The 25,756-nt window shown below is 67.0% G+C and carries 24 protein-coding genes; 15 read left to right on the top strand and 9 right to left on the bottom strand.

All coding sequences use genetic code 11. The features are described 5' to 3' along the window. Window positions 1-85 precede the first annotated feature (85 nt). The 7 genes from rlmH to upp all read right to left on the bottom strand — a co-directional run bounded on the left by rlmH (window position 86) and on the right by upp (window position 6,378). Window positions 86-556 carry a 23S rRNA (pseudouridine(1915)-N(3))-methyltransferase RlmH gene (gene rlmH / locus F6X37_RS08680; protein WP_187610992.1) on the bottom strand — a complete coding sequence of 157 codons (471 nt, stop codon included), beginning with the start codon at window positions 554-556 and terminating at the stop codon, window positions 86-88. 36 nt (window positions 557-592) lie between these two features. After that, entirely contained in the window at window positions 593-1,042 is a 450-nt protein-coding gene (gene rsfS, locus F6X37_RS08675; RefSeq protein WP_187610991.1) for a ribosome silencing factor, read from the bottom strand. A 4-nt stretch (window positions 1,043-1,046) separates the two neighbouring features. After that, window positions 1,047-1,769: a nicotinate-nucleotide adenylyltransferase gene (locus F6X37_RS08670; protein WP_221307877.1), complete on the bottom strand. Its 723-nt coding sequence runs from the start codon at window positions 1,767-1,769 to the stop codon at window positions 1,047-1,049. A 43-nt stretch (window positions 1,770-1,812) separates the two neighbouring features. Then, a complete protein-coding gene (gene hemF / locus F6X37_RS08665; RefSeq protein ID WP_187610990.1) occupies window positions 1,813-2,736 on the bottom strand; it encodes an oxygen-dependent coproporphyrinogen oxidase in 924 nt (307 codons plus the stop codon). A 292-nt stretch (window positions 2,737-3,028) separates the two neighbouring features. Beyond that, on the bottom strand, window positions 3,029-4,312 hold the full coding sequence (purD, locus tag F6X37_RS08660) for a phosphoribosylamine--glycine ligase (protein WP_187610989.1): 1,284 nt from the start codon (window positions 4,310-4,312) through the stop codon (window positions 3,029-3,031). 104 nt (window positions 4,313-4,416) lie between these two features. Continuing rightward, window positions 4,417-5,145, bottom strand: coding sequence for a YebC/PmpR family DNA-binding transcriptional regulator (locus tag F6X37_RS08655; protein WP_018419973.1), 729 nt, complete (start codon window positions 5,143-5,145; stop codon window positions 4,417-4,419). A gap of 582 nt (window positions 5,146-5,727) precedes the next feature. Next, entirely contained in the window at window positions 5,728-6,378 is a 651-nt protein-coding gene (gene upp / locus F6X37_RS08650) for a uracil phosphoribosyltransferase (protein WP_026225693.1), read from the bottom strand. 216 nt (window positions 6,379-6,594) lie between these two features. Here upp and F6X37_RS08645 point away from each other — a divergent pair, with 216 nt between their 5' ends. The 15 genes from F6X37_RS08645 to F6X37_RS08575 all read left to right on the top strand — a co-directional run bounded on the left by F6X37_RS08645 (window position 6,595) and on the right by F6X37_RS08575 (window position 22,603). Further along, window positions 6,595-7,374, top strand: a complete 780-nt coding sequence (locus F6X37_RS08645) for an SDR family oxidoreductase (protein ID WP_090803723.1) — start codon at window positions 6,595-6,597, stop codon at window positions 7,372-7,374. Window positions 7,375-7,475: 101 nt separating this feature from the next. Next, complete coding sequence (locus tag F6X37_RS08640; protein WP_013088898.1) at window positions 7,476-7,865, top strand: methylglyoxal synthase; 390 nt, start codon at window positions 7,476-7,478, stop codon at window positions 7,863-7,865. 53 nt (window positions 7,866-7,918) lie between these two features. After that, window positions 7,919-8,893, top strand: coding sequence for a quinone oxidoreductase family protein (locus F6X37_RS08635; protein WP_187610988.1), 975 nt, complete (start codon window positions 7,919-7,921; stop codon window positions 8,891-8,893). Window positions 8,894-9,073: 180 nt separating this feature from the next. Next, complete coding sequence (locus tag F6X37_RS08630) at window positions 9,074-9,184, top strand: hypothetical protein (protein WP_018419977.1); 111 nt, start codon at window positions 9,074-9,076, stop codon at window positions 9,182-9,184. Beyond that, window positions 9,184-9,276: a K(+)-transporting ATPase subunit F gene (kdpF, locus tag F6X37_RS08625; protein ID WP_013088901.1), complete on the top strand. Its 93-nt coding sequence runs from the start codon at window positions 9,184-9,186 to the stop codon at window positions 9,274-9,276. Before F6X37_RS08630 ends, kdpF begins: the two co-directional genes overlap by 1 nt. Then, window positions 9,273-11,078 (top strand): potassium-transporting ATPase subunit KdpA, encoded by a 1,806-nt coding sequence (gene kdpA / locus F6X37_RS08620; protein ID WP_187610987.1) that lies wholly within the window; start codon window positions 9,273-9,275, stop codon window positions 11,076-11,078. The genes kdpF and kdpA overlap by 4 nt, the downstream gene beginning before the upstream one ends. Window positions 11,079-11,170: 92 nt before the next feature. After that, on the top strand, window positions 11,171-13,282 hold the full coding sequence (gene kdpB / locus F6X37_RS08615; RefSeq protein WP_187610986.1) for a potassium-transporting ATPase subunit KdpB: 2,112 nt from the start codon (window positions 11,171-11,173) through the stop codon (window positions 13,280-13,282). A 58-nt stretch (window positions 13,283-13,340) separates the two neighbouring features. Then, on the top strand, window positions 13,341-13,919 hold the full coding sequence (kdpC, locus tag F6X37_RS08610) for a potassium-transporting ATPase subunit KdpC (protein ID WP_090803729.1): 579 nt from the start codon (window positions 13,341-13,343) through the stop codon (window positions 13,917-13,919). A 152-nt stretch (window positions 13,920-14,071) separates the two neighbouring features. Continuing rightward, window positions 14,072-16,966: a DUF4118 domain-containing protein gene (locus F6X37_RS08605; protein ID WP_187610985.1), complete on the top strand. Its 2,895-nt coding sequence runs from the start codon at window positions 14,072-14,074 to the stop codon at window positions 16,964-16,966. Then, window positions 16,959-17,657: a two-component system response regulator KdpE gene (kdpE, locus tag F6X37_RS08600; protein ID WP_176109149.1), complete on the top strand. Its 699-nt coding sequence runs from the start codon at window positions 16,959-16,961 to the stop codon at window positions 17,655-17,657. Before F6X37_RS08605 ends, kdpE begins: the two co-directional genes overlap by 8 nt. A 102-nt stretch (window positions 17,658-17,759) precedes the next feature. Next, a complete protein-coding gene (gene sugE, locus F6X37_RS08595; RefSeq protein WP_187610984.1) occupies window positions 17,760-18,080 on the top strand; it encodes a quaternary ammonium compound efflux SMR transporter SugE in 321 nt (106 codons plus the stop codon). A 232-nt stretch (window positions 18,081-18,312) separates the two neighbouring features. Next, window positions 18,313-18,924, top strand: coding sequence for a DUF4126 domain-containing protein (locus F6X37_RS08590; protein WP_187610983.1), 612 nt, complete (start codon window positions 18,313-18,315; stop codon window positions 18,922-18,924). A gap of 101 nt (window positions 18,925-19,025) precedes the next feature. Beyond that, on the top strand, window positions 19,026-21,515 hold the full coding sequence (locus tag F6X37_RS08585; RefSeq protein WP_262419843.1) for an ABC transporter permease: 2,490 nt from the start codon (window positions 19,026-19,028) through the stop codon (window positions 21,513-21,515). A 37-nt stretch (window positions 21,516-21,552) separates the two neighbouring features. Beyond that, window positions 21,553-21,966, top strand: a complete 414-nt coding sequence (locus F6X37_RS08580) for a group II truncated hemoglobin (protein ID WP_184021737.1) — start codon at window positions 21,553-21,555, stop codon at window positions 21,964-21,966. Further along, window positions 21,959-22,603, top strand: a complete 645-nt coding sequence (locus tag F6X37_RS08575) for a DUF924 family protein (RefSeq protein ID WP_090803737.1) — start codon at window positions 21,959-21,961, stop codon at window positions 22,601-22,603. The genes F6X37_RS08580 and F6X37_RS08575 overlap by 8 nt, the downstream gene beginning before the upstream one ends. Before the next feature lie 54 nt (window positions 22,604-22,657). On the opposite strand, the gene F6X37_RS08570 is transcribed toward F6X37_RS08575, so the two are convergent. Both F6X37_RS08570 and F6X37_RS08565 read right to left on the bottom strand, forming a co-directional pair. Beyond that, window positions 22,658-24,706 (bottom strand): ArnT family glycosyltransferase, encoded by a 2,049-nt coding sequence (locus F6X37_RS08570; protein ID WP_187610981.1) that lies wholly within the window; start codon window positions 24,704-24,706, stop codon window positions 22,658-22,660. Window positions 24,707-24,988: 282 nt separating this feature from the next. Beyond that, window positions 24,989-25,735 (bottom strand): SDR family oxidoreductase, encoded by a 747-nt coding sequence (locus F6X37_RS08565; RefSeq protein WP_187610980.1) that lies wholly within the window; start codon window positions 25,733-25,735, stop codon window positions 24,989-24,991. Window positions 25,736-25,756 lie beyond the last annotated feature (21 nt).

Genomic DNA, 25,756 nt, shown 5'->3' with positions numbered 1-25,756 from the left:
ACGCTCAAGCGTATGGAGCTGAGCGCCCGCGACGCGTCAGCAGCAACGAATCGTTGCCAGGCGTCGCCGCGCGAGGCTCCAGCACCTACGCGCGATGATACGGATGATTTTGCGTGATGGTCCACGCCCGATAAAGCTGTTCGGCCAGCAGCACGCGCACCATCGCGTGCGGCAGCGTGAGGCTCGACACGCGCAGCATCATATCGGCGCGTGCCTTCAGCTCGGGATCGAGCCCGTCCGCGCCGCCGATCAGAAAGGCCACGTCGCGGCCGTCTTGCTGCCAGCCCGGCAACGCGCCCGCGAGCTGCATCGTGGTCCAGTCCTTGCCGCGTTCGTCGAGCGCGACGATGCGTGCGGTCTTCGGCAACGCGGCTTCGATCTTCTGCCGTTCGGCGGCCATCACGCTTTCGGCCGAACGGCCCGACGAGCGCTGCTCCGGTTTGATCTCGCGCAGTTCGATGCGCAACTCCGGCGGCATGCGTTTCGCGTATTCGTCGAAGCCGGTCGCGATCCAGTCCGGCATCTTGTGGCCGACGGCGAGGATATGCAGTTTCATCGCGAGGACAGTAGCGCTGTGCCCGACACGGCCCGCTTACTTGCGGCGCGCCGTGGTCTTGCGCGCGGGCTTCGCGGCCGGCGCTTCCTCGTCTTCCTCGTCGTCGGGCTCGCTTGCGCGCGCGCCGCCGAACGGATTCGGCGTCGACAGCTTGATGCGCACCGGCTTGTCGCCCCAGATTTCCTCGAGGTTGTAGTACTGGCGCAGCGCCGGCTGCAGGATGTGCACGATCGCGTCGCCGCAATCGACCAGCACCCATTCGCCGATATCCTCGCCCTCGGTGCTGATGATCTCGCCGCCGGCTTCCTTCACGCCTTCGCGCACGCTCGACGCGAGCGCCTTGGTTTGCCGGTTCGACGTGCCGCTCGCGACGATCACGCGATCGAACAGCGAGGTCAGGTGGCTGGTGTTGAACACTTTGATGTCTTGCGCCTTGACGTCTTCGAGAGAGTCGACGATTACGCGTTGCAGTTTGCGAATATCCATGGAGTTACCGGTGGTACAGATGATGTTGAAGAATATAGTCCCACACCGCGGCGGGGACGTGACTCGCGGCCCGATCCTGGCTTGTGCCGCCCGCACCCGCGTGGGCGAGCCGCTGGTTGACCTGCTCGCGCAGATGCGCGCGAATGTCGGTGGCCGATACGTTGAACGCGAGCGTCGTGTCGATCAGCAGATGGCCGCAGGGTGTGGCCTGCAGCACGTCGGCGCGCGCACGGCGCGCGGCGATTTCCTTGGCGACCGCGGGGGCGACCGACGCGAGGTCGAAGCCGGGCCGCGTGGCCGCGCCGATATGCGCGAGCTCGAACAGGCGCCGCCAGTCGCGCCATGTGTCGAGATGCACCAGTTGATCCGCGCCGATCAGCAGCGTGATCGATGCGTCGTCGCCTTCGCGCTCGCGCCAGCATTGCAGCGTCTCGACCGTGTAGGTCGCGCCATCGTGCTCGATTTCGTCGGTCGCGACGCGTACCGTCACGCCGGGGATCGCGAGCGACGCGGCCGCCGCGCGCGTCATCGCGAGCCGATGTTCGGCGGGCGACACGTCGGCTTTCTGCCACGGCTGGCCGGCCGGCAGCAGCACCAGTTCGGTCAGCCGCAGCACGTCGGCGAACCGCCGCGCCAGCGCGAGGTGGCCGTCGTGGATCGGGTCGAAAGTGCCGCCCAGCAGACCGATCCGGCGAGGCAGGGCGACAGGGTGAGCGTTTGGTTTCAGGTGAGGGTCCTTTGTCGTGACCGTAAGCGAGACAGGTGGCGCGTCACACCCACTCGCGCGGCACGAGGAAATCGCTGTACAAACGCGCTTCCGGCGTGCCCGGCTCGGGGTGCCAGTCGTAGCGCCAGTTCGCCACGGGCGGCATCGACATCAGGATCGATTCGGTGCGTCCGCCGCTCTGCAGCCCAAACAGTGTGCCACGGTCGAAGACCAGATTGAACTCGACGTAGCGGCCGCGCCGGTAGGCCTGGAACGCGCGCTCGGCTTCGCCGTACGGCGTGTCGCGGCGCCGCTCGATGATCGGCAGGTACGCCTCGAGAAAGCCTTCGCCGACGCTTTTGAGCATCGCGAACGATTGCTCGAAGCCCGGCGCCGAGAAATCGTCGAAGAAAATCCCGCCAATGCCGCGCGGCTCGTTGCGGTGCTTCAGGAAGAAGTACTCGTCGCACCAGCGCTTGAAGCGCGGGTACAGGTCCGCGCCGTACGGCGCGAGCGCGTCGCGACACACCTGATGGAACTGCCGGGCGTCCTCTTCGTAGCCGTAGTAGGGCGTCAGGTCCATGCCGCCGCCGAACCAGAACACCGGTTCTTCGCCTTCCCTCGTCGCGATCAGCAGGCGCACGTTCATGTGCACGGTCGGGCAGTGCGGATTGTGCGGATGCAGCACGAGCGACACGCCCATCGCCTCGAAGCCGCGCCCGGCCAGTTGCGGCCGCGCGGCGCTTGCCGAGCCCGGTAGCGCGTCGCCCGCGACGTCCGAGAAGCCGATGCCCGCGCGCTCGAAGAACTGGCCGCCTTCGAGAATCCGCGTGACGCCGCCGCCGCGCAGCTTCTCGCCGGGCGTGCGCTGCCACGCGTCGGTAGCGAACGCGGCGCCGTCGAAGGCGCCGAGCGTGTCCGCGATATGCGATTGCAGGCCTTGCAGCCAGCTGCGCACGGCTTGTGCGTCGTAGCTCGAATTGCTCATGAATGCTGGTGCTGGAGCGGCACGCTCGTCGTGCCGCGGGTTCTTCGAAAGAAAGCGATGGCCGCGTTGGCGCCGGGTGTCTGCGAACCTGGACCGCTGGTTCGGATTGCCTGGTTGCCGGAGGCGAACATCACAGGCGGCTTGCCGCTTCAGTCGATTCGCGGGCTCCGGGCCCGTCTGCCGCGACGAGCGGGACAGATTCAGTGTAGCGCGCGTCGTGTAACGTGCCCGCACTGCGGCGCCTGTGGCACCGGCAGTGCGCCGCCCGCACGGCGTCCAGCGCTAGCGAAGCTTACTTGCCGTCGTGCTTGCGGTTGAGCGCGCGATAGCCGATGTCGCGGCGGTACTGCATGCCGTCGAACGCGATCTGGTTGATCGTGTGGTACGCGGCCGCCTGCGCGGTGCGCACCGAATCCGCGAGACCGACGACGCACAGCACCCGCCCGCCCGAGGTGGTCAGCTTGCCGTCCGTCAGCGTGGTGCCGGCGTGGAACGTGACTGAATCCGCGGTTTCGGCGGGAATGCCGTTGATGCGGTCGCCCTTCCTCGGCGTGTCCGGGTAGTTGTGCGCGGCGAGCACGACACCGAGCGCGGTGCGGCGGTCCCATTCGAGCTCGACGGTGTCGAGCGTGCCGGCGATCCCGTGTTCCACTACCTTCGAATAGTCGCCTTTCAGACGCGCCATGATCGGCTGCGTTTCGGGGTCGCCCATCCGGCAGTTGAATTCGAGCGTCTTCGGGTTGCCTTGCGCGTCGATCATCAGGCCCGCGTACAGGAAGCCGGTGTAGCGGATACCTTCCTTCTCCATGCCGCGCACGGTCGGCAGGATGATTTCGCGCATCACGCGCGCATGCAGCTGCGGCGTGACGATCGGCGCGGGCGAGTAGGCGCCCATGCCGCCCGTGTTCGGGCCCTGGTCGCCGTCGAGCAGACGCTTGTGATCCTGGCTCGACGCGAGCGCGAGCACGTGCTTGCCGTCCACCATCACGATGAAGCTCGCTTCCTCGCCGGCGAGGAACTCCTCGATTACGACGCGCGCGCCGGCGTCGCCGAGCTTGTTGTCCGACAGCATCATGTCGACCGCGGCGTGCGCTTCTTGCAGCGTTTGCGCGACCACCACGCCCTTGCCGGCGGCAAGGCCGTCGGCCTTGATCACGATCGGCGCGCCCTTGGCGTCCAGATACGCGTGCGCGGCGGCGACGTCGGCGAAGGTTTCGTACTCGGCCGTCGGGATGCCGTGGCGCTTCATGAACGCTTTGGCGAAATCTTTCGAGCTTTCGAGCTGGGCGGCCTCTTTGGTCGGCCCGAAGATCTTCAGACCGCGCGAGCGGAACAGGTTGACGATGCCTGCCGCGAGCGGCGCTTCCGGCCCGACCAGCGTGAACGCGATCTGTTCTTTTTCGACGAAATCAGCGAGCGCGGCCGGCTCGGTGATGTCGAGGTTGAGCAGACGCTCATCCTGAGCGGTGCCGCCGTTGCCCGGCGCGACGTAGACGAGCTGGACCCGCGGCGATTGCGCGAGCTTCCATGCCAGCGCATGTTCGCGACCGCCGGAACCGACGACGAGTAACTTCATGTGAATCCCCGAGACTTGAAAACCATAAACGGCCGAGCGGTGTGCTCAGCCGTGCAATAAACCATCAACAGCAAGGGCAAACGATGCCAGAGCCCGGCGCGCCATCACTCGCCGGCGATCGACGCGTTTGTATAGACTTCCTGCACGTCGTCCAGATTTTCCAGCGCGTCGAGCAGCTTCTGCATTTTCACGGCATCGTCGCCGGTGAATTCGACTTCGGTCTGCGGCTTCATCGTGACTTCGGCCAGTTCGGCCTTGAAGCCCGCCGTTTCGAGTGCAGCCTTTACTTTCGAAAAATCGTTCGGCGGGCACAGCACCTCGATACTGCCGTCCTCGTTCGTCACGACGTCGTCGGCGCCCGCTTCGAGCGCGGCTTCCATCAGCGCGTCTTCGGCGGTGCCGGGAGCGAACAGGAACTGGCCGACGTGATCGAACATGAACGACACCGAGCCGTCGGTGCCCATGTTGCCGCCGTTCTTCGAGAACGCGTGACGCACTTCCGCGACCGTGCGGGTGCGGTTGTCGGTCATCGTGTCGACGATCACCGCCGCGCCGCCGATGCCATAGCCTTCGTAGCGGATTTCCTCGTAGTTCGCGCCGTCCGCGCCGCCGACACCGCGCTGGATCGCGCGGTTGATGTTGTCTTTCGGCATGTTGGCGTCGTACGCCTTGTCGACCGCGAGCCGCAGACGCGGGTTCGAGTCGATTTCGCCGCCGCCCAGACGGGCCGCAACCTGGATTTCCTTGATGAGCCGCGTCCAGACCTTGCCGCGCTTGGCATCGGCCGCTGCTTTCTTATGCTTGATGTTGGCCCATTTCGAATGACCCGCCATACTTTTCTCCGTCGCGCGCGCCAGCGGGGCACACGCATAGTGCAATTGTCGTTGCGATGTCGGGCGCCTCGCGTGTTGCGCCTCGATGTCAATCCGTCAGGTGAAAGGCTGCCGGCCGCTCGTGCTTGTCGCTCGTGTTGGCCCGTCGAGGCGGCCACCTGTGCCGCCGATCTCAGCCTGGCCGTTCCCGCGCGTCGTTCCGCGCTTGCCCGCCGGTAGGCGTTCGTGCCGGCTCATGCATGATCGGCCGGCCCGGTGGGCCGCAGCGCGGCGGGGCAGCTTGCGCGGCCAGGCGCCGCATGACCTGATGCGAAAGCGCGGGGCGCCAGTCGAAATTGCAGGCGGTGGTGCGAGTGATCGTGCGGGTCGAGGCGCTCCGTCGAGCGGATTCGAATTTTATCATGCCGCGAGGGTGCGGCAGAGGGGGCCGCGCCGCGAAACCGGCCGCAAATGCCATGAAATCGACGCGAAAATGAATGGAGGCGGCGCGGATGTGTCGCCGGGAGGGCCGGATGCGGGCGAAAGCGGGGCCGGTTCCGGGGCGGCGGCATCGCCAGGCCACCACCGCTGGCCCCCGGCGCGTCAGTTCTTCGTACCGAACAACCGGTCGCCCGCGTCGCCCAGGCCCGGCACGATGTACGCATGCTCGTTCAGATGCGAATCGAGCGACGCGATGAACAGCTTGACGTCCGGGTGCGCGTCCTGGAACACCTGCACGCCCTCGGGCGCGGCGACGAGCGCGAGGAACATGATGTTCTCGGCCGCCACGTTGCGGCGCTTGAGCACATCGACCGCGTGCACGGCCGAGTAGCCGGTCGCGACCATCGGATCGCAGAGGATGAACACGCGGTCTTCGAGGTCCGGCAGCCGCACCAGGTATTCGACCGGCCGATGATCCTCCGCGCGATACACGCCGATATGGCCGACGCGCGCCGACGGCACCAGCTCGAGCAGGCCGTCCGACATGCCGACGCCCGCGCGCAGCACCGGCACGATCGCGAGCTTCTTGCCGGCGATCACCGGCGCGTCGATCTCGACGAGCGGCGTGGTGATGCGGCGCGTGGTCATTGGCAGGTTGCGGGTGATTTCGTAGCCCATCAGCAGCGTGATTTCGCGCAGCAGTTCGCGGAACGTGCGCGTCGACGTGTCCCGGTCGCGCATGTGCGACAGCTTGTGCTGGATCAGCGGGTGATCGAGGATGAAGAGATTGGGGAAACGGCTGTCCTGGGTCATGGCGGGCTCGCGCGCGGCGGCAAGGTGGATCGGTTCGGCGCGCTCATCCGTTGGCTCAGTCCGCGCTCGAAGGTCGGACGAACGGTGGAAAAGCGCGCCACCGCGCAAGTTTACCGAAAGAGTACCGCCCGGCGATACCTGAGTTTGCAGCGACGCGGCACAGTCCGGCACCGATTCTTCTAGAATCTGGGGAAACTTCGCCAGGAGGGCATACACATGGACATGGGAATCGCAGGACGCCGCGCGCTGGTTTGCGCGGCGAGCAAAGGTCTGGGACGCGGCTGCGCGGAAGCGCTCGCCGCCGAGGGCGTCGACCTGACGATCGTCGCGCGCACCGCCGAAACGCTCGAAGCGACCGCCGAGGCGATCCGCAAGCAGAGCGGCGTCGAGGTGAAGACCGTCGCATGCGACATCACCACGCCTGAAGGGCGCGCGGCCGCGCTCGCGGCCTGCCCGCAGCCGGACATTCTCGTCAACAACGCGGGCGGTCCGCCGCCGGGCGATTTCCGCAACTTCACGCACGAGGACTGGATCCGCGCGCTCGAAGCCAACATGCTGACGCCGATCGAGCTGATCCGTCAGACCATCGACACGATGAGCGCGCGCGGCTTCGGGCGCATCGTCAACATTACGAGCTCGGCGGTGAAGGCGCCGATCGACGTGCTCGGCCTGTCGAACGGCGCGCGCTCCGGCCTGACCGGTTTCGTCGCGGGGCTCGCGCGCAAGGTCGCGCCGACCGGCGTGACGATCAACAACCTGCTGCCGGGCCTGTTCGACACCGACCGTATCGCGGTCACGTTCGAGGCGCAGGCGAAGACGCACAATATTTCGATCGACGAAGCGCGCAAGCAGCGCATGAAGACGATCCCCGCCGGCCGTTTCGGTAATCGCGAAGAATTCGGCCGCGCCTGCGCGTTCCTGTGCAGCACGCACGCGGGTTACATCACCGGGCAGAACTGGTTGATCGACGGCGGCGCCTATCCCGGTACGTACTGAGCTGGTACGTACTGAGCAGGCACGTACCGAGCCGCCGCGCGCGAACGACACCCGTCACATCACAACAACGATAGTCACAAGGGTTTGAGGAGTCTTACGTCATGAGCACCCGCATTGCGCTGATCGCGCACGATCACAAGAAGGACGACATCGTCAAACTGGCCGGCGAATACGTCGACACGCTCGCGCGCTGCGAGATCGTCGCAACCGGCACGACCGGCGGACGCATCAGCGACGCGCACGGCCTGACGGTCGAGCGCATGCTGTCGGGCCCGCACGGCGGCGACCTGCAGATCGGCGCGCAACTCGCCGAAGGGCGCGTCGACATGGTGATTTTCCTGCGCGACCCGATGACGCCGCAACCGCACGAGCCGGACATCAACGCGCTAGTGCGCGCGTGCGACGTGCACAACATTCCGTGCGCGACGAACATTTCGACCGCCCGCATGGTGCTCGACGTGCTGACGCTGCGCCTGTCCGGCGAGGCGTGAGCGCGCGCGTCGCCGCACCCACATCCATACAGATGACAGATGAAGGAGACGTGATGGTCAAGGCAATCCGTTTCGACAAAACCGGCGGCCCCGACGTCATGAAATGGGTCGACGTCGAGGTGGGCGAGCCCGGCGCGGGCGAGATCCGCATTCGCCAGACGGCGGTCGGCCTCAATTACATCGACGTGTATTTCCGCACCGGTCTGTATCCGCTGCCGCTGCCGGGCGGGCTCGGCATGGAAGCGGCCGGCGAGGTCAGCGCGGTGGGCTCGGGCGTGACCGGTCTGAAGGTCGGCGATCGCGTCGCGTATGTCGCGCGGCCGCCCGGCGCGTATGCGCAGGAGCGCGTGCTGCAGGCCGCGCTGGTCGTCAAGCTGCCCGATGCGATCAGCGACGAGCAGGCCGCGTCGGTGATGCTGCAAGGCTTGACTGCGCAATATCTGCTGCGCCGCACGTATCGCGTGAAGACCGGTGACACGATCCTCATTCAGGCCGCAGCGGGCGGCGTCGGCCTGCTCGTGTGCCAGTGGGCGAAGGCGCTCGGCGCGACGGTGATCGGCACGGTCGGTTCCGACGAGAAAGCCGAGATCGCGAAAGCGCACGGCTGCGATCACGCGATCGTCTATACGCGCGAGAACTTCACGAAGCGCGTACGCGAGATCACCAACGGCGCGGGCGTGCCGGTCGTCTACGATTCGATCGGCAAGGACACCTTCGAAAAATCGCTCGACTGTCTCGCGCCGCTCGGCCTGTTCGTGAGCTTCGGCAACGCGTCGGGTCCGCTGCCGCCGATCGATTCGTCGGAATTCGCGGGACGCGGCTCGCTGTTCTTTACACGACCGACGCTCTTCACCTATATGGCGAAACGCAGCGACTACGAGGCGATGTCGGCCGAGCTGTTCGACGTGCTGAGCTCGGGCAAGGTCAAGACCAGCATCAATCAGCGCTATGCGCTGCCGGACGTCGGGCAGGCACATGCGGACCTCGAAGGGCGCCGCACGACGGGGTCGACGATCCTGCTGCCATAAAAAGTGGCAGCGCGGCCTCGGGCTGCGCTGCACGTCATCCATCAGGGCCGTTTCATCGCGAGATGAAACGGCCTTGTCCGTTTACGCGATTTTTACGCGTACCCCGCGATCTTTGACCAGCCCTTTAGGCCGATCGGCATACCGTTCTATCCATCCAAAGTCCGTGAATGGAGAACGAGAATGGATGTGCTGTATGTCGGGGGCCTGGCGCTGTTTGCCTTGCTGACCTTTGGGCTGATCGGCGGCTGCGAGAAGCTGATGCAGTTGCGCCGCGGACAAGGAGCGCGCTGATGACCTGGATGCTGTGGCTGGCCGGCGCGTCCACCGCGCTGCTGTTCGTATATCTCGTGTATGCGCTGCTGCGCGCGGAGGACATTGAATGAACACGAACGATGTCCTGCAGGCGAGTCTTTTTATCGTCGTGCTACTGGCCGCGGCGGTGCCGATGGCGAGCTATCTCGGCGCCGTGATGGACGGCAGTTCGCGCGTGGTGCGCTTCGGCGCGCCGCTCGAACGGCTGCTTTACCGTATCGCGGGCGTCGATCCAGCGGCGGAGATGGGCTGGAAGCACTACGCGGTCGCCACGCTCGCGTTCAACGTGCTCGGCGCGGCGTTCCTGTACGTGCTGCTGCGCGTGCAAGGGTGGCTGCCCGGCAATCCGCAGCAGTTCGGCGCGATGTCGGTCGACAGCGCCTTCAACACCGCGGTCAGCTTCGTGACCAACACCAACTGGCAGGACTACACGCCCGAGCAGACCGTCGGCTATCTGACGCAGATGCTCGGCCTGACCGTGCAGAACTTCCTGTCGGCGGCGACCGGCATCGTCGTCGTGTTCGCGTTGATGCGCGGCTTCGCGCGTCATACCGCGCAGACGATCGGCAACTTCTGGGTCGACATCACGCGCGTGACGATGTACGTCCTGCTGCCGATGGCGGCGATCATCGCCGCACTGCTGATGAGTCAGGGCGTGATCCAGAACTTCAAGGCATATCAGGAGGTGCCGACGCTGCAGACCACCACCTACGCCGCGCCGAAGCTCGACGCGCAAGGCAATCCGGTGAAGGACGCGAAGGGCGATCCGGTGACGCTCGACACGCCCGTGAAGACGCAGACCATCGCGATGGGCCCGGTCGCGTCGCAGGAAGCGATCAAGATGCTCGGCACCAACGGCGGCGGCTTCTTCAACGGCAACTCCGCGCATCCGTACGAAAACCCGACGCCGTTCTCGAACTTCGTGCAGATCATCTCGATCCTGATCATCCCGGCGGCGCTCGCGCTCGTGTTCGGCCGCGTGATCGGCGACCGGCGGCAGGGCGTCGCGGTGCTCGCGGCGATGACGATCGCGTTCGGCGTTTGCGTGTTCGGCGAGATCAGCGCCGAGCAGAGCGGCAATCCCGCGTTCACGGCGCTCAACGTCGATCAGTCGGCGAACGCGCTGCAGGCGGGCGGCAATGCGGAGGGCAAGGAAACGCGCTTCGGCATCGCGCAGTCGGGCATCTTCACGGTCGCGACGACGGCGGCTTCGTGCGGCGCGGTCGACAACATGCACGATTCGTTGACGCCGCTCGGCGGCCTGTATCCGATGCTGCTGATCCAGCTCGGCGAAGTGATCTTCGGCGGTGTCGGTTCCGGCATGTACGGGATGCTCGTGTTCGCGCTGCTCGCGGTGTTCGTCGCGGGACTGATGATCGGGCGTACTCCTGAATATGTCGGCAAGAAGATCGAGGCCTACGAGATGAAGATGGTGTCGATCGTCGTGCTGCTCACGCCGCTGCTCGTGCTGGTGGGCACCTCGATCGCGGTGCTCAGCGCGGCGGGCAAGGCCGGCATCGCGAACCCCGGCGCACACGGCTTCTCCGAGATCCTCTATGCGTTCAGCTCGGCGGCGAACAACAACGGTAGCGCGTTCGCAGGTCTCACGGTGAATACGCCGTTCTACAACTGGCTCACCGCGATCGCGATGTGGTTCGGCCGCTTCGGCACGATCGTGCCGGTGCTCGCGATCGCCGGTTCGCTCGCCGCGAAGAAGCGCATCGCCGTCACCGGCGGCACGCTGCCGACGCACGGACCGCTGTTCGTCGTGCTGCTGCTCGGCACGGTGCTGCTGGTCGGCGCGCTGACCTATGTCCCGGCGCTCGCGCTCGGTCCCGGCGTCGAGCAACTGATGATGATCGGCGCGCACTGACCCACGGCAGTGAGCCACGGCCGCGAACCAGCGACCGAACAGGCGCTTGCACGCCGCAAGCCTGCAAGCGCCCACGGACATTCGAGGATTCAATGACTGAACATAACGCTACCCGGTCCATGTTCGACCCGGCGCTGCTGCGCCCGGCGATCGTGGACTCCTTTAAAAAGCTCACGCCGCGCACGCAGTTTCGCAACCCGGTGATGTTCTGCGTGTACGTCGGCAGCATCCTGACGACCATTCTGTGGATCGCCGCGCTCGGCGGTCAGGCCGAGGCGCCCGCGGGCTTCATCCTCGCGGTCACGCTATGGCTGTGGTTCACGGTGCTGTTCGCGAACTTCGCGGAGGCGCTCGCCGAAGGCCGCTCGAAAGCGCAGGCCGCGTCGCTGCGCAGCGCGAAGAGAGACGTGATGGCGAAGAAGCTCAACGAGCCGCATCCGAAGTCGCCGATCCGCATCACGACCGCGACCGATCTGCGCCGTGGCGACGTCGTGCTGGTCGAGACCGGCGACGTGATCCCGGCCGACGGCGAAGTGATCGAGGGCGTCGCTTCGGTCGACGAATCGGCGATCACCGGTGAATCGGCGCCGGTGATCCGCGAGTCGGGCGGCGACTTTTCGTCGGTGACGGGCGGCACGCGGGTGCTGTCGGACTGGATCGTCGTGCGCGTCACGGCCAATCCGGGCGAGGCGTTCCTCGACCGCATGATCGCGATGGTCGAAGGCGCGAAGCGTCAGAAGACGCCGAACGAAATCGCGCTCACCATCCTGCTCGTCGCGCTGACCATCGTGATGCTGCTCGCCACCGCGACGCTGCTGCCGTTTTCGATGTTCTCCGTCGAAGCCGCGAAAGCGGGCCACGTGGTGACGATCACCGCGCTCGCCGCGCTGCTCGTGTGTCTGATCCCGACGACGATCGGCGGCCTGTTGTCGGCGATCGGCGTGGCCGGGATGAGCCGCATGATGCAGGCGAACGTGATCGCGACCTCGGGCCGTGCCGTCGAAGCGGCCGGCGACGTCGACGTGCTGCTGCTCGACAAGACCGGCACGATCACGCTCGGCAACCGCCAGGCGTCGCAGTTTCTGCCCGCGCCGGGTCTGACCGAAGAGGCGCTTGCCGATGCCGCGCAGCTGTCGTCGCTCGCCGACGAAACGCCGGAAGGCCGCAGCATCGTCGTGCTCGCGAAGCAGCGCTTCAATATCCGTCAGCGCGATATGGCTTCGCTGCATGCGGTGTTTCTCGCGTTCACCGCGCAGACCCGCATGAGCGGCGTCGATCTGTCTCCGCAAGGGACTCCGTACGGGACTCATGGCCGTGAAATCCGCAAGGGCGCGGCCGATGCGGTCAAGCACTATGTCGAAGCGAACGGCGGCCGTTTCCCGAATGAAGTCAGCAACGCGGTCGCCGATGTCGCGCGACGCGGCAGCACACCGCTGGTGGTCGCCGAGAAAGGCGAGCAGGGCGCGCGCGTGCTCGGCGTGATCGAGTTGAAGGACGTCGTGAAGGGCGGCATCAAGGAGCGCTTCGCCGAGCTGCGCAAGATGGGCATCAAGACCGTGATGGTGACGGGCGACAACCGCCTGACCGCCGCCGCGATCGCGGCCGAAGCGGGCGTCGACGACTTCCTCGCCGAAGCGACACCCGAAACGAAGCTCGCGACGATTCGCGCGCATCAGGCCGAAGGGCGTCTGGTCGCGATGACCGGCGACGGCACCAACGACGCGCCCGCGCTCGCGCAGGCCGACGTCGCGGTCGCGATGAACACCGGCACGCAGGCGGCAAAAGAGGCCGGCAATATGGTCGACCTCGATTCGAATCCGACCAAGCTGATCGAGATCGTCGAGATCGGCAAGCAGATGTTGATGACGCGCGGGTCGTTGACCACGTTCTCGATCGCCAACGACCTCGCCAAGTACTTCGCGATCATCCCGGCCGCGTTCGCGTCGACGTATCCGGCGCTGAACGCGCTGAACGTGATGCATCTGGCGACGCCGACCTCGGCAATCATGTCGGCGGTGATCTTCAACGCGCTGATCATCGTGCTGCTGATTCCGCTGGCGCTGAAGGGCGTGCGCTATCGCGCGCTAGGCGCTGCGATCCTGCTGCGCCGCAATCTGCTGATCTATGGCCTTGGCGGGATCATCGCGCCGTTCATCGGCATCAAGCTGATCGATATGGTGCTCGCCGCGTTCGGCTGGGTTTGAGCGCGCAGCGCGTCATTACGCCACAACCAGAAGTGATGAAAAGGGAAAGAGACCCATCATGAAAAATCTGTTCCGTCCGCTGATCGTGATCTTCGCGGTGCTGACCGCGATCACAGGACTCGCCTATCCCGCCGTGATGACCGCGTTCGGCCAGGCGGCGTTCCACGAACAGGCCAACGGCAGCCTCATCGAGCAGAACGGCAAGGTGGTCGGCTCACAGCTGATCGGCCAGCAGTTCGACGCGCCCCAGTACTTCTGGGGCCGGCTGTCGGCGACGAGCCCGATGCCGTACAACCCGCAAAGCTCGGGCGGCTCGAACCTCGGGCCGAACAACCCCGCGCTGCTCGACGAGATCAAGGGCCGTCTCGCGGCGCTGAAGGCGGCGGGCACCGACATGTCGAAGCCGGTGCCGGTCGATCTGGTCACGTCGTCGGGCAGCGGGCTCGATCCGGAGATCAGTCCGGCCGCGGCCGCGTATCAGCTCGAGCGGGTCGCGCAGGCCCGTCACCTCGCGCCGAACGACGTGCAGGCGCTCGTCGAGCGCTACACGACGGGGCGCCAGTTCGGCGTGCTCGGCGAGCCGCGCGTGAATGTGCTGAAGCTCAATCTCGCGCTCGATGAAATGAAGCGCGGCTGACACTGAACGCATCGACGACGCACCAGCCGCAATTGCGGTTCATCGATGAAACAGCGGTGTTTCGCGTGGCGCCGCGCCGCCATTTGCGGGCCGGCGCGGGCCGTGCCACCATGCAGACACCGCCGCTCGTACGACTATCAAAACCACTGCGCATGAACCGCCCCGATCCTGACCAACTGCTCGACAAGCTGCAGCGCGACGAAGAAAAACGCCAGCGCGGCCGGCTGAAGGTTTTCTTCGGCGCGTCGGCCGGCGTCGGCAAGACCTATGCGATGCTGCAGGCCGCGAGCCGCCGCCAGCAAGAAGGGGTCGACGTGCTGGTCGGCATCGCCGAAACGCATGGACGCAGCGATACCGCCGCGTTGCTCGCGGGGCTCGACGTGCTGCCGCTCGCGCAGATCGAGTATCGCGGCCGCAAGCTCGGCGAGTTCGATCTCGACGCCGCGCTCGCGCGCAAGCCGCAACTGATCCTCGTCGACGAACTCGCGCATTCGAACGTGCAGGGCGCGCGTCATCTGAAGCGCTGGCAGGACGTCTACGAACTGCTCGACGCGGGCATCGACGTTTATACGACCGTCAACGTGCAGCACCTGGAGAGCCTGAACGACGTGGTCGGCCAGATCACCGGCATCCGGGTGTGGGAGACCGTGCCCGATCGCGTGTTCGATCATGCCGACGAAGTCACGCTCGTCGATCTGCCGGCCGAGGAACTGCTCGACCGCATGCGCGACGGCAAGGTCTACATGGCGCAGCAGGCGGAGCGCGCGGTGCGCAACTTCTTTCGCAAGGGCAACCTGATCGCGCTGCGCGAACTCGCGCTGCGCCGCACCGCCGATCGGGTCGACGCGCAGATGCGCGAGTACCGCGCCGATCGGTCGATCCAGCGTATCTGGCAGGCGCGCGAGCGGCTGCTGGTGTGTGTCGGTCCCGGTCCGGAAGCGCCGGCGCTGGTGCGCTCGGCGGCGCGCCTCGCCGCGAGCCTGAGGGCCGACTGGCTCGCGGTCTATGTCGAAACGCCCGCGTTGCAGCGCCTGCCCGACGCGCGCCGCGAACGCACGCTGAACGCGCTGAAGCTCGCCGCCGAACTCGGCGCCGAAACCGCGACGCTCGCCGCCAGCGATGCGCTCGACGCGTTGATCGGTTACGCGCAGGCGCGCAACGTATCGAAGCTGGTGGCGGGCGCATCGTCGCGCACGGGCGCGAGCCGCTGGCTGCGCCGGCCGCTGGGCGAGCGCATCGCCGAGAAGAGCGGCGATCTCGATCTCACGCTGATTCGCGTGTCGTCGGAGCGCGACGGCGGCGAGCAGCGGCGGCTGTTGAACACGACCGCGAACGCGTGGCGCGAGGCGTTGAGCGCGGCCCGCGAGCGTCGCTCGCCGCCGCGCGCGTACGCGTACGCGCTCGCGATCGGCGCGGCGATCACGTTGCTGTCGAGCCGGTTGATCGTCCGCATCGATCTGACCAACCTCGTGATGCTGTATCTGCTCGGCGTGATCTTCACCGCGGTGAAGCTCGGGCGCGGGCCGGGCGTCGTGCTGTCGTTCGCGAGCGTCGCCGCGTTCGATTTCTTCTTCGTGCCGCCGCGCATGTCGCTGTCGGTCTCCGACACGCAATACCTGCTGACGTTCTTCGGCATGCTGCTGACCTCGCTCGTGATCAGCCATCTGACTTCGAGCCTGCGCCACGAGGCGAGCGTCGCGCGACGCCGCGAGCAGCGCACCGGCGCGATGTACGAGATGGCGCGCGAGCTCGCCGCGGCGCTCGCGACCGAGCAGATCGTCGGCATCGGCACCCGGCACGTGAGCGAGGTGTTCGGCGCGCGTGTGGCGATCCTGCTGCCCGACAGCGCCGACCAGATCAAACAGAAGATCGAGGACCCCGACGCGGCGATCACGCTCGAAGGCGACGCGCTCGATCTCGACGTCGGCCAGTGGGTCTACGATCAGCAGAAGCCGGCCGGCCACGGCACCGATACGCTGCCGGCCGCCGCGGCGCTGTATCTGCCGCTGAAGGCGCCGATGCGCACGCGCGGCGTGCTCGCGGTGGTCGTGCGTGACGAGCGCGAGCTGACCGTGCCCGAACAGCGCCGCATGCTCGATGCGTTCGCCGCGCAGATCGCGCTCGCGCTCGAGCGGGTGCACTACGTCGATATCGCGCGCGATGCGCTCGTCAACATGGAGTCGGAGCGGTTGCGCAATTCGCTGCTGTCGGCGATTTCGCACGATCTGCGCACGCCGCTGACGACGATCGTCGGGTTTTCGTCGATGCTCGCGCAGGGGCGGCAGGCGGGACAGGGGCGGACAGAAGGCGAGGCGAATGCTTCTTTGCGGACCGACGCGCAATCCGCCGCGCGGCGTGACGACGAACTCGTCGACGCAATCCACGAAGAAGCGCTGCGCATGACCGGCATCGTCACGAATCTGCTCGACATGGCGCGCTTGCAGGCCGGCAGCCTGCAGCTGAACCAGCAATGGACGCTGCTCGAGGAGACCGTCGGCGCCGCGCTGCGCGCGTGCAAGCGTGTGCTCGCGGATCATCCGGTGCGGGTTACGCTGCCCGCCGATCTGCCGCTGCTGCATCTCGACGCGGTGTTGATGGAGCGCTTGTTCTCGAACCTGTTCGAGAACGCGGCCAAATACACGGCGTCCGGCACGCCGCTCGCGATCGGCGCGCAGCAGATCGACGCGGACGGCACGCCGTTCGTGCGCATCACGATCGACGACAACGGCCCCGGCCTGCCCGCCGGCATGGAAGCGCGCGTGTTCGAGAAGTTCACGCGCGGCGAGAAGGAGTCGGCGAAACCAGGCATCGGCCTTGGGCTCGCGATCTGCCGCGCGATCGTCGAGGCGCACGGCGGTACAATCGGCGCGCTCAACCGGCTGGCCGCGGATGGCCACGTCGAGGGCGCGCGCTTCTGGTTCACGCTGCCGGTCAAGACGCCGCCCGACGCACCCGAGACGTTTGATACGCTCGAAGACGAAGGCGCAGCCACCGACACCGACACCGCCGCCGACCTCAACCCGCTCACCCGCCCCGCCCATGAGTGACCTGAGCATCACCGTCGTTCTGATCGAAGACGAGAAGCAGATTCGCCGCTTCGTGCGCACGGCGCTCGAAGGCGAGGGCATCGCCGTGTACGACGCCGAGACCGGCAAGCAGGGGCTCGTCGAAGCGGCGACGCGCAAGCCCGATCTCGTGATCGTCGATCTGGGCCTGCCCGACACCGACGGCCTCGACGTGATCCGCGAGCTGCGCGGCTGGAGCGAGCTGCCGGTGATCGTGCTGTCGGCGCGTACCCAGGAAAGCGAAAAGGTCGCCGCGCTCGACGCCGGCGCCGACGATTACCTGACCAAGCCGTTCGGCGTGTCGGAGTTGCTTGCGCGGATCCGCGCGCATCTGCGGCGGCGCAATCACGGCGGCGCGAACGAATCGCCGCAGGTGCGCTTCGGTGCGGTCACCGTCGACCTCGCGCTGCGCCAGGTTACGCGCGACGGCGCCGCGGTCCATCTGACGCCGATCGAATACCGGCTGCTCGCGACCCTCGTGCGCCATGCGGGCCGCGTGCTCACGCACCGGCAGTTGCTGCGCGACGTGTGGGGGCCGTCGCACGTCGAGAGTCACCACTATCTGCGCATCTACATGGCGCATCTGCGCGGCAAGCTGGAGCGCGATCCGGCGCAGCCGGAGCATATCGTCACGGAGACGGGCGTCGGGTACCGGCTGGTGGGTGCGGTGTGAGTTCGTCCGCGATGCCGCTTCGTTATAATCTCCCGACGTAAGGACGACCTTGCGCCTGCATCAATCATCGGGGACGGCCCCATTTTTCATGGAGCTGTGTCGATGTCCTGGTTTCTTCTCCTGATTGCCGGTCTGCTCGAAGTCGCGTGGGCGGCCGGTCTCAAAACTTCCGAAGGTTTCACCCGCTTGTGGCCGTCCGTCTTCACGGTCGTGACCGCGCTCGGCAGCTTCGTGCTGCTCGCGCTCGCGATGCGCCAGTTGCCGCTCGGCACAGCCTATGCTGTTTGGACAGGGATCGGCGCGGTCGGCGCGTTCATCTTCGGCGTCGTGATGATGGGCGAGGCATTGACGGTCGCGCGCGCCGCCAGTGCGTCGCTGATCGTGATCGGCCTCGTCGGCCTGAAGCTGTCGTCGGGGCACTGACCGGGCGGCCACCTGCGCTCGGGGCGCGGCCGCCATTGCCTGCAAGCCACAGCGAAGGCTTCGCCGCTCTGCGTTCTGCGAATTATCGTAGCTATAATGAGACAGAAACGACCTTGAGATTGCCCGCGGCCTGGCTGGCGCGGCCAGCCTGGCGAGCCTGATGGCTTCGGCGCGGAACGCCCGCTCGTTCCCGCCGCGGCGCCTGGCACGCACGGAGCGCGCGGAGGCGGCCATGCTTGAATCACTTTCACTTGCAGCGGGCCTTTCATGGGGCAGCGGTCTGCGCCTCTATCTGACGGTCCTCCTGGCCGGCGTGTTCGAACGTCTTGGCCTGATTCACTTGCCGAACACATTGTCCGCGCTGTCATCGCCATGGGTGATCGGTGCGGCGGCTGTGCTGACGCTGGCCGAATTCCTCGCCGACAAGATCCCCGCGTTCGATTCGCTGTGGGATGCGATCCACACCTTCATCCGCATTCCGGCCGGCGCCGTGCTGGCCGCCGGCGCGCTCGGCCACGCCGATCCGACGCTGCTGAGCGTTGCCGCGCTCGCGGGCGGCACGCTCGCCGGCACCGCGCATCTCGCGAAGGCGGGCACGCGCGCGCTGATCAACCTGTCGCCGGAGCCGGTGTCGAACCTCGTCACGTCGACCGCCGAGGACGGCCTCGTGGTCGGCGGCGTACTGCTTGCGCTGTTCGTGCCGCTCGTGTTTCTGGTCTTGATGGTAGGCTTCCTGCTGCTCGCGGCGTGGGCATTGCCGCGATTGTGGCGTGGCGTGCAGGGCGGTTTTCGCGGCATGGCCACGCACATGGTGTCGCGATTTGCGAGGAGCAGGCACGATTGAGCGAAGCACTACCAGGATCCAAGGCGGGTTCAAGAACGCGCGCCGACACGAGACCGGCGCGGCGGCTCGGCGGCATCGATCTGTTGCGCCAGGCCATGCGGATGACGGCGCGCGACTGGCGCGCGGGCGAACTGACGATGTTGCTGCTCGCGCTCGTGCTGGCGGTCGCGGCGTTGTCGAGCGTCGGGTTTCTGGGCGATCGGCTGCATCAGGGGCTCGAGCGCGATGCGCGGCGCATGATCGCCGCGGACTTCATCGTGCGCGCCGATCATCCGGTCGATCCGCAATTCGCCGCCGAGGCGCACGCCCTGGGCCTGCGCACCGCCACCACGGCGATCTTTCCCAGCATGATCAATTCGACCGGCGCGCAGCCGGCGACGCGGCTCGCCGCCGTCAAGGCGGTGTCGCCCGGCTATCCGTTGCGCGGCGCATTGCGCATCGCGGCGGCGCCCGGTGCGGCCGATCATCCGGCGACGTCGATTCCGGCGCCGGGCACCGTGTGGGTCGACCGGCAGTTGCTCGACGCGCTGAAGCTGAAGATCGGCGATGCGGTGAAGCTCGGCAATCGCAACTTCACGGTCGGCGCGCTGATCACGCGCGAGCTCGATCGCGGCTTTTCGTTCGTCAACTTTTCGCCGCGCCTGATGCTGAATGCCGCTGACGTACCGTCGACGGGCCTGATCACCTATGGCAGCCGCGTCACGTACCGGCTGCTGGTGGCCGGTTCAGACGACGCGGTCGCGCGCTTCGCGCAGTTTGCGCATGAGCACGTCGACGGCGGCAAGATGCGCGGCGTCGCACTCGAGTCGCTGCAGGACGGCCAGCCGCAGGTGCGTCAGACGCTCGATCGCGCGGGCCATTTCCTGACGCTCGTGTCGCTGTTGACCGCGCTGCTCGCGGCCGTCGCGATCGCGATGGCCGCGCACCGCTATATGCGCCGGCATCTCGACGGCTGCGCGGCGATGCGCTGTCTCGGCGTGAGCCAGGCCGCGCTGCGCGCGCTGTTCACGCTCGAATTCGTCGGGCTGGGCGTACTCGGCGGCGTGCTCGGCGTGGCGCTCGGTTATCTCGGGCATCTCGCGCTGCTGACGTGGCTCGGCGGCCTGATCGACGTGGTGCTGCCGCAGCCGACGCTGTGGCCCGCGCTCGAAGGCATCGCGGCCGGCCTCGTGCTGCTGCTCGGCTTCGCGCTGCCGCCGCTGTTGCCGCTCACGCGCGTGCCGCCGGTGCGCGTGCTGCGGCGTGAATGGGGCGAGGAGGGACGCACTGCGTGGGCCGCCTACGCGGTCGGCATCGTGCTGTTCGCGGGGCTGCTGATACTCGCCGCGGGGGAATTGAAGCTCGGGGGCATCGTCGCGGGTGGATTCGCGGGCGGGCTGCTGGTGTTCGCCGGCATCGCGCGGCTCGCGTTGTGGGTCGCGGCGCGCGTGGTGCGCAGCGAGCGCGTCAATGCGGGCATCGGCTGGCGCTATGCGCTGGCGTCACTCGAGCGGCGCAGCAGTACCAGCACGCTGCAGATCACCGCGCTCGGCATCGGCCTGATGTGCCTGCTGCTGATCGCGATGACGCGCAACGACCTCGTGCAGGGCTGGCGCAAATCGACCCCGCCCGATGCGCCCAACGAGTTCATCATCGACATCCAGCCCGATCAGCGCGACGCGGTCACGCAGTATCTGGACGCGCACGGCATCGCCGGCGCGGCGCTGTCGCCAATGGTGCGCGGGCGGCTCGTCGCGATCAACGGTAAGGCGGTCGATCCGGATTCGTTCAAGGGCGAGGATGCGCGGCGACTGGTCGACCGCGAGTTCAACCTGTCCTACACGACGCAACTGCCCGACGACAACCGGATCGCCGCGGGAACCTGGTTCGGCGAGACGACGAAGCCGCAGATCTCGATCGAGCAGGGTCTCGCGAAGCTGATCAACGTGAAGCCCGGCGACGTGCTGCGCTTCGACGTGACGGGGCTGACTGTCGAGGCGCCGGTGACGAGCGTGCGCAAGCTCGACTGGGGTTCTTTCAAGGTCAACTTCTTCGTGCTGATGCCGCCGGTTTCGTTGCAGGATTTTCCGGCGACTTTCATCACGAGCTTCCATCTGCCGGTGGACAAACAGTCGACGATCGATGGCCTGATCGCCGCGTATCCGAATCTGACCGCGATCGATACCGGCCCGATCCTCGCGCAGGTGCAGCGCGTGTTGCAGCAGGTGATCGGCGCGGTGCAATTTCTGTTCGCCTTCACGCTCGCGGCCGGCGTGCTGGTGCTATACGCGGCGCTCGCCGGCACGCGCGACGAGCGTATGCGAGAATCCGCGCTGCTGCGTGCGCTGGGCGCATCGCATCGTCAGGTGCGGGCGGTGCAGGTGGCCGAATTCGTCGCGGTCGGCGCGCTTGCCGGCCTGATGGCGGCGCTCGGCGCGCAGATCGTCGGCTCGATGCTGGCCACGCACGTGTTCGAGTTTTATCTGGACTTCGATCCGTGGCTGCTGCCGGTGGGCATCGCGGCTGGCATCGCGTGTGCCGGTGTCGGCGGGTGGCTGAGTTTGCGGCATGTGTTGGCGCGGCCGGCGCTGCAGTCGCTGCGCGACGCGTGAGTTTTCCTGGTGATGTCTTTTTGCTGTTGAGCAGGGTATGAGCGATTTGAACGACGAAGTGTCCTCGGACAAACCGACGGCCTTCGAACTGGTGGGCGGCGAGACGCGCGTGCGCGACCTGGTCGACCGCTTTTACGACCTGATGGATCTCGAGGCGGATTTCGCCGGGATTCGCGCGCTGCATCCGGCGTCGCTCGAGGGTTCGCGCGACAAGCTATTCTGGTTTTTGTGCGGCTGGCTCGGCGGTCCCGATCATTACATCGGCCGCTTTGGCCATCCCCGTCTGCGCGCGCGGCATCTGCCGTTCGCGATCGCGTCGAGCGAGCGTGACCAGTGGTTGAGGTGCATGGCATGGGCGATGGAGGATGTCGGCTTGCCGGAACCGTTGCGCGAGCGCCTGCTCGGCTCGTTCTTCGAAACCGCCGACTGGATGCGCAACCGCAATGGCTGACACGCCGCCGCACGCCACCTCGGCACCGTACTCGGTCGAAGCCGACTATGCAGCGCTTGCGCCGCGGGCGCGCGAGGTTCTCGACTGCTGGTTCGGTGCGCCGGGCACGCCGGAGCGCGGCACGGAGCGCAAGTTCTGGTTCAAGCGCGATGACGCCGTCGATACGATGCTGCGCGAACGTTTCGGTAACCTGATCGATGCGGCGAACGCGGGTGAGCTCGACGCATGGCAGAGCACGCCGTTGGGTGCGTTGGCGCTCGTCATCGTGCTGGACCAGTTTTCCCGCAACTGCCATCGCAATACGCCGCGCGCCTTCTCGACCGACGGCAAGGCGCTGCAAACCGCGCAACGGATCATCGCGAGCGGCGCCGATCGGCTGTTGCCGGACGTGCAGCATCGCGCGTTCGCGTATCTGCCGTTCGAGCACGATGAAACGCTCGCGAGCCAGCAGGAGTCGCTGCGTCTGTTCAAACAGCTTGCGGCGGAGCCGGGCGGTGACGGCTACTATCAGTACGCGCTGCGCCACGCGAAAGCGATTGAACGATTTGGCCGCTTTCCACATCGCAACGGGTTGCTCGGACGTGAATCGAGCGACGAGGAGATCGCGTTCCTGCGCGAGCCCGGTTCGTCGTTCTGAATCGACGCGGACGCGCGCGCGAGACACTCGGCCGGCGCGACGCGTTGCGCGGCTCTATTCGTCGCCGTGCAGCTTGCCCGCCATCGGCGTGCGCACGAAGACGCGCAACAGCTCATCCGAATCGCCCGGTCGCGCACCGGACCAGAACAGCCGCCATTCGCCGGCCGGCGGCCGCGCGTTGTCGCGGCGGCTTTCCTCGATCAGCCAGGTGCAGGCGGTCGTGCGCGGATCTTCGCTCGGCTGATGCACGATGCCCGTGTAGTAGAAGAGCATCGGCGCTTCGGATTCGCCGAGTCCGGAGCTTGCCATGCAGTCGCCGTCGTTCCATTCGATATCCATCTTCGCGCCGAGGTCCCGGAACACCGAGCGGTAGCTTTTCGCGTAGTCGAGCCACGGCAGCAACAGCGTGCTGACGAGCCCCCAGACGAGCATCGCGCCCGCGCACCAGCTGAGCGCGCCGCGCCATTTGCCCGCGTACTTGAACGACGGCAACAGCCACAGCCAGCCGATCGTCAGCAGCAGCGCGCCGACGATCAGCGCGGGCGAAATCGGCAGCACCCAGTCGAGCGGCAGCCAGCGGCCGAGCAGATGCAGCGACGCATGCGTGCTCGCGGGGGTCGTCATGATCGACCAGACGATCCACACGAGTGCGGCCGCGCTGCCGAACAGCACTCGGCTAGTCATATCCCAGCCGGTATGCAGGTGCGCCGGCAAACGTTCGACGCCCTGCATCGCGACCAGCGCGAGCGGCGCGATGAACGGCAGGATGTATAGCTCGCGAACCGTCGCCGAGCTTTGCAGCACCGCGAAACCGATACCCGCGAACAGCACCGGCAACGCGACGCGCGGATCGCGCCAGCGCCGCCATGCGCCACCGGCGAGCGCGGCCAGCGCGAGCGGTACGACCGGAAAGCCGACGCTCAGCACGGTGCGCAGTACGAACAGGTGGCTCTCGTTTTCGGAGCCGAGCTCGGCGACCGAAAAACCGAAGAAACGCCCGACGTTGTTATCCCACAGCCACACCTTGAAGAGTGCCTCTGAACGCAGGTAGAAGCAGATCGGCCAGATCAGCGCGAACGGCGCGCAGACGAGCGCGGCGAGGCCGAGCGCGCCGGCGAAGCCGCGGCTGCGGCATGCGGGATAGAGCAGCAGCGCCGCGCAGGTGGTGGCGCCGAACACGAGCGGTACGAACAGCCCCTTGGCGAGCAGCGACACGCCGACGCCCGCGCCGAACATCGTCGCGCCGCTGATGATCGCGTGACGCCGCTCGCGGGCATCGAGCGGTTTGGTGTGCCGGGCGGCTTGCGAGTGCATCGGTAAATACGACGCGGCGCGCGGGTCGTCACGCAGATGCACGAGTACGAGTTCGAACAGTCCGCAAAGGCCGAGCGCGGCGCCGGCCATCAGCGCGACGTCGGTCATCATGTCGTGCACGTGCTTGACGACGACGAGCGTGCCGCCGAACAGCGCGAGCGTGCCGATCACGCGCAGGTCGAACCAGCTCGACGCAGCGACCGCGCGACGCGCGACCCGCGCGGTGTAATACACCGTCAGGCCCGCGAACAGCGCACTCGCGAGCCGTGCCGCATCGTGCAGCGGCAGATAGCGGCCGAACATCCACGCGAGGCCCGTGGCGACCCAATCGTAGATCGGCGGCTTTTCGACGAAGGGCTGGCCGGCATTGGTCGGCACGACGAGGTCGCCGGTATCGAGCATGTGCTGGACGATGCCGAATGTGTAGGTTTCGTCCTGCTTCCACGGTTCGTGGCCGAGAATGCCGGGGGCGAGCCACGCGCACAGGATCGCCAGCGCGACCAGCCACAGCAGCGGGCGGATCGCCGCGAGCGCGCGCCAACGCTGCAGGCCGCGCGTTGCGCGGTCGGCAGAAACGGCGGAGCCCGATGGATGGGCGGTGTCGGCGCTGTATACCGCTGCGGCCGAAGCCGCGGGGTCCCCGGCCGCCGGCTGGCCCTGCGCGTCGGCAAACGGGTGCGCGGTGCTGGCGGAAAGCGCCTCGTGCGCGCCACCTGCTGGAGCGGCCGAGGTCGGGGCCGTCGCGTTGGCACTGTGCGCGCGCCAGCGCGTGGACTGCTTGTGTTGCATGGAAGTCTCTGGTCAGCGTACGCGGCGGCGTTGGCCTCGTACTTATGCTTTGCTTACGTCGCCTGCAGATGCATACGATCTGGTCGATTGTAGCGCCGCATTATTACTGAAGATTACACATGAACGAACGCGCGCGCATTCGATGCGCGGCTGTGCCGGTTTCGTGAGAAATCGACCAGGGTTCGTGGGGAAAGAGGAGAGGGGGAGCGGGCTGGAAAGGCGCGGCCGTAGTGGGCCGCGCCAGGTGTTTAAGGCTTGCGCCGCGTTGCGTGCGGCGTTCGCTCAGCGGCCGCCGGCGACGTCGAACAGCGCGCCCGTCACGTACGACGACGCGTCGCTGAGCAGCCACACGATGGCCTCGGCGACCTCTTCGGCGCGGCCGGGGCGGCCGAGCGGCGTGGTCGCGCCCAGTTGCGCGGCGCGCTCGGGCTTGCCGCCGCTCGCATGGATCTCGGTGTCGATCAGGCCCGGACGCACCGCGTTCACGCGCACGCCCTGCGGGCCGAGTTCTTTCGCGAGGCCGAGCGTCATCGTGTCGATTGCGCCTTTCGACCCCGCATAGTCGACGTATTCGTTCGGCGAACCGAGCCGCGCCGCCGCCGACGAAACATTGACGATCGCGCCGCCCGCGCCGCCGCGCTGGGTCGACATGCGCCGTGCCGCTTCCCGTGCGCACAGATAGGCGCCGAGCACGTTGACGTCGAACATGCGTTTCAGACGCGCGAAGTCCATATCGGCGAGCTGGCTCGACGGCGCGACGATGCCCGCGTTGTTGACGAGCGCATCGATGCGGCCGAAGGATTGCTGCAGCGTATCGAACATGCCGGTCACGTCGGCTTCGTTCGCGACATCGCCGGCGATCGGCACCGCGCGGCCGCCCGCGTGTTCGACCTCTGCGACCGTCTGCTGCGCGGCGGCGAGGTCACGCACGTAGTTCACGCCGACGCACCAGCCGCGCGCGCCAAGCAGACGCGCGGTGGCACGGCCAATGCCGCGGCTGCCGCCGGTGATCAGAACAGCTTTCGTCATCGCAACCTCGTCGTTGGGGTG

The sequence above is a fragment of the Paraburkholderia sp. 31.1 genome (genome assembly GCF_014397645.1).
GTDB lineage: Bacteria > Pseudomonadota > Gammaproteobacteria > Burkholderiales > Burkholderiaceae > Paraburkholderia > Paraburkholderia tuberum.
This window is presented reverse-complemented; position numbering and strand designations above follow the sequence as displayed.

What these genes read in the sequence shown, in the direction of transcription:
- rlmH (WP_187610992.1), bottom strand. Translation starts at nt 556, where the DNA reads ATGAAACTGCATATCCTCGCCGTCGGCCACAAGATGCCGGACTGGATC.
- rsfS (WP_187610991.1), bottom strand. Translation starts at nt 1,042, where the DNA reads ATGGATATTCGCAAACTGCAACGCGTAATCGTCGACTCTCTCGAAGAC.
- hemF (WP_187610990.1), bottom strand. Translation starts at nt 2,736, where the DNA reads ATGAGCAATTCGAGCTACGACGCACAAGCCGTGCGCAGCTGGCTGCAA.
- purD (WP_187610989.1), bottom strand. Translation starts at nt 4,312, where the DNA reads ATGAAGTTACTCGTCGTCGGTTCCGGCGGTCGCGAACATGCGCTGGCA.
- F6X37_RS08655 (WP_018419973.1), bottom strand. Translation starts at nt 5,145, where the DNA reads ATGGCGGGTCATTCGAAATGGGCCAACATCAAGCATAAGAAAGCAGCG.
- upp (WP_026225693.1), bottom strand. Translation starts at nt 6,378, where the DNA reads ATGACCCAGGACAGCCGTTTCCCCAATCTCTTCATCCTCGATCACCCG.
- F6X37_RS08645 (WP_090803723.1), top strand. Translation starts at nt 6,595, where the DNA reads ATGGACATGGGAATCGCAGGACGCCGCGCGCTGGTTTGCGCGGCGAGC.
- F6X37_RS08640 (WP_013088898.1), top strand. Translation starts at nt 7,476, where the DNA reads ATGAGCACCCGCATTGCGCTGATCGCGCACGATCACAAGAAGGACGAC.
- F6X37_RS08635 (WP_187610988.1), top strand. Translation starts at nt 7,919, where the DNA reads ATGGTCAAGGCAATCCGTTTCGACAAAACCGGCGGCCCCGACGTCATG.
- F6X37_RS08630 (WP_018419977.1), top strand. Translation starts at nt 9,074, where the DNA reads ATGGATGTGCTGTATGTCGGGGGCCTGGCGCTGTTTGCCTTGCTGACC.
- kdpF (WP_013088901.1), top strand. Translation starts at nt 9,184, where the DNA reads ATGACCTGGATGCTGTGGCTGGCCGGCGCGTCCACCGCGCTGCTGTTC.
- kdpA (WP_187610987.1), top strand. Translation starts at nt 9,273, where the DNA reads ATGAACACGAACGATGTCCTGCAGGCGAGTCTTTTTATCGTCGTGCTA.
- kdpB (WP_187610986.1), top strand. Translation starts at nt 11,171, where the DNA reads ATGACTGAACATAACGCTACCCGGTCCATGTTCGACCCGGCGCTGCTG.
- kdpC (WP_090803729.1), top strand. Translation starts at nt 13,341, where the DNA reads ATGAAAAATCTGTTCCGTCCGCTGATCGTGATCTTCGCGGTGCTGACC.
- F6X37_RS08605 (WP_187610985.1), top strand. Translation starts at nt 14,072, where the DNA reads ATGAACCGCCCCGATCCTGACCAACTGCTCGACAAGCTGCAGCGCGAC.
- kdpE (WP_176109149.1), top strand. Translation starts at nt 16,959, where the DNA reads ATGAGTGACCTGAGCATCACCGTCGTTCTGATCGAAGACGAGAAGCAG.
- sugE (WP_187610984.1), top strand. Translation starts at nt 17,760, where the DNA reads ATGTCCTGGTTTCTTCTCCTGATTGCCGGTCTGCTCGAAGTCGCGTGG.
- F6X37_RS08590 (WP_187610983.1), top strand. Translation starts at nt 18,313, where the DNA reads ATGCTTGAATCACTTTCACTTGCAGCGGGCCTTTCATGGGGCAGCGGT.
- F6X37_RS08585 (WP_262419843.1), top strand. Translation starts at nt 19,026, where the DNA reads ATGACGGCGCGCGACTGGCGCGCGGGCGAACTGACGATGTTGCTGCTC.
- F6X37_RS08580 (WP_184021737.1), top strand. Translation starts at nt 21,553, where the DNA reads ATGAGCGATTTGAACGACGAAGTGTCCTCGGACAAACCGACGGCCTTC.
- F6X37_RS08575 (WP_090803737.1), top strand. Translation starts at nt 21,959, where the DNA reads ATGGCTGACACGCCGCCGCACGCCACCTCGGCACCGTACTCGGTCGAA.
- F6X37_RS08570 (WP_187610981.1), bottom strand. Translation starts at nt 24,706, where the DNA reads ATGCAACACAAGCAGTCCACGCGCTGGCGCGCGCACAGTGCCAACGCG.
- F6X37_RS08565 (WP_187610980.1), bottom strand. Translation starts at nt 25,735, where the DNA reads ATGACGAAAGCTGTTCTGATCACCGGCGGCAGCCGCGGCATTGGCCGT.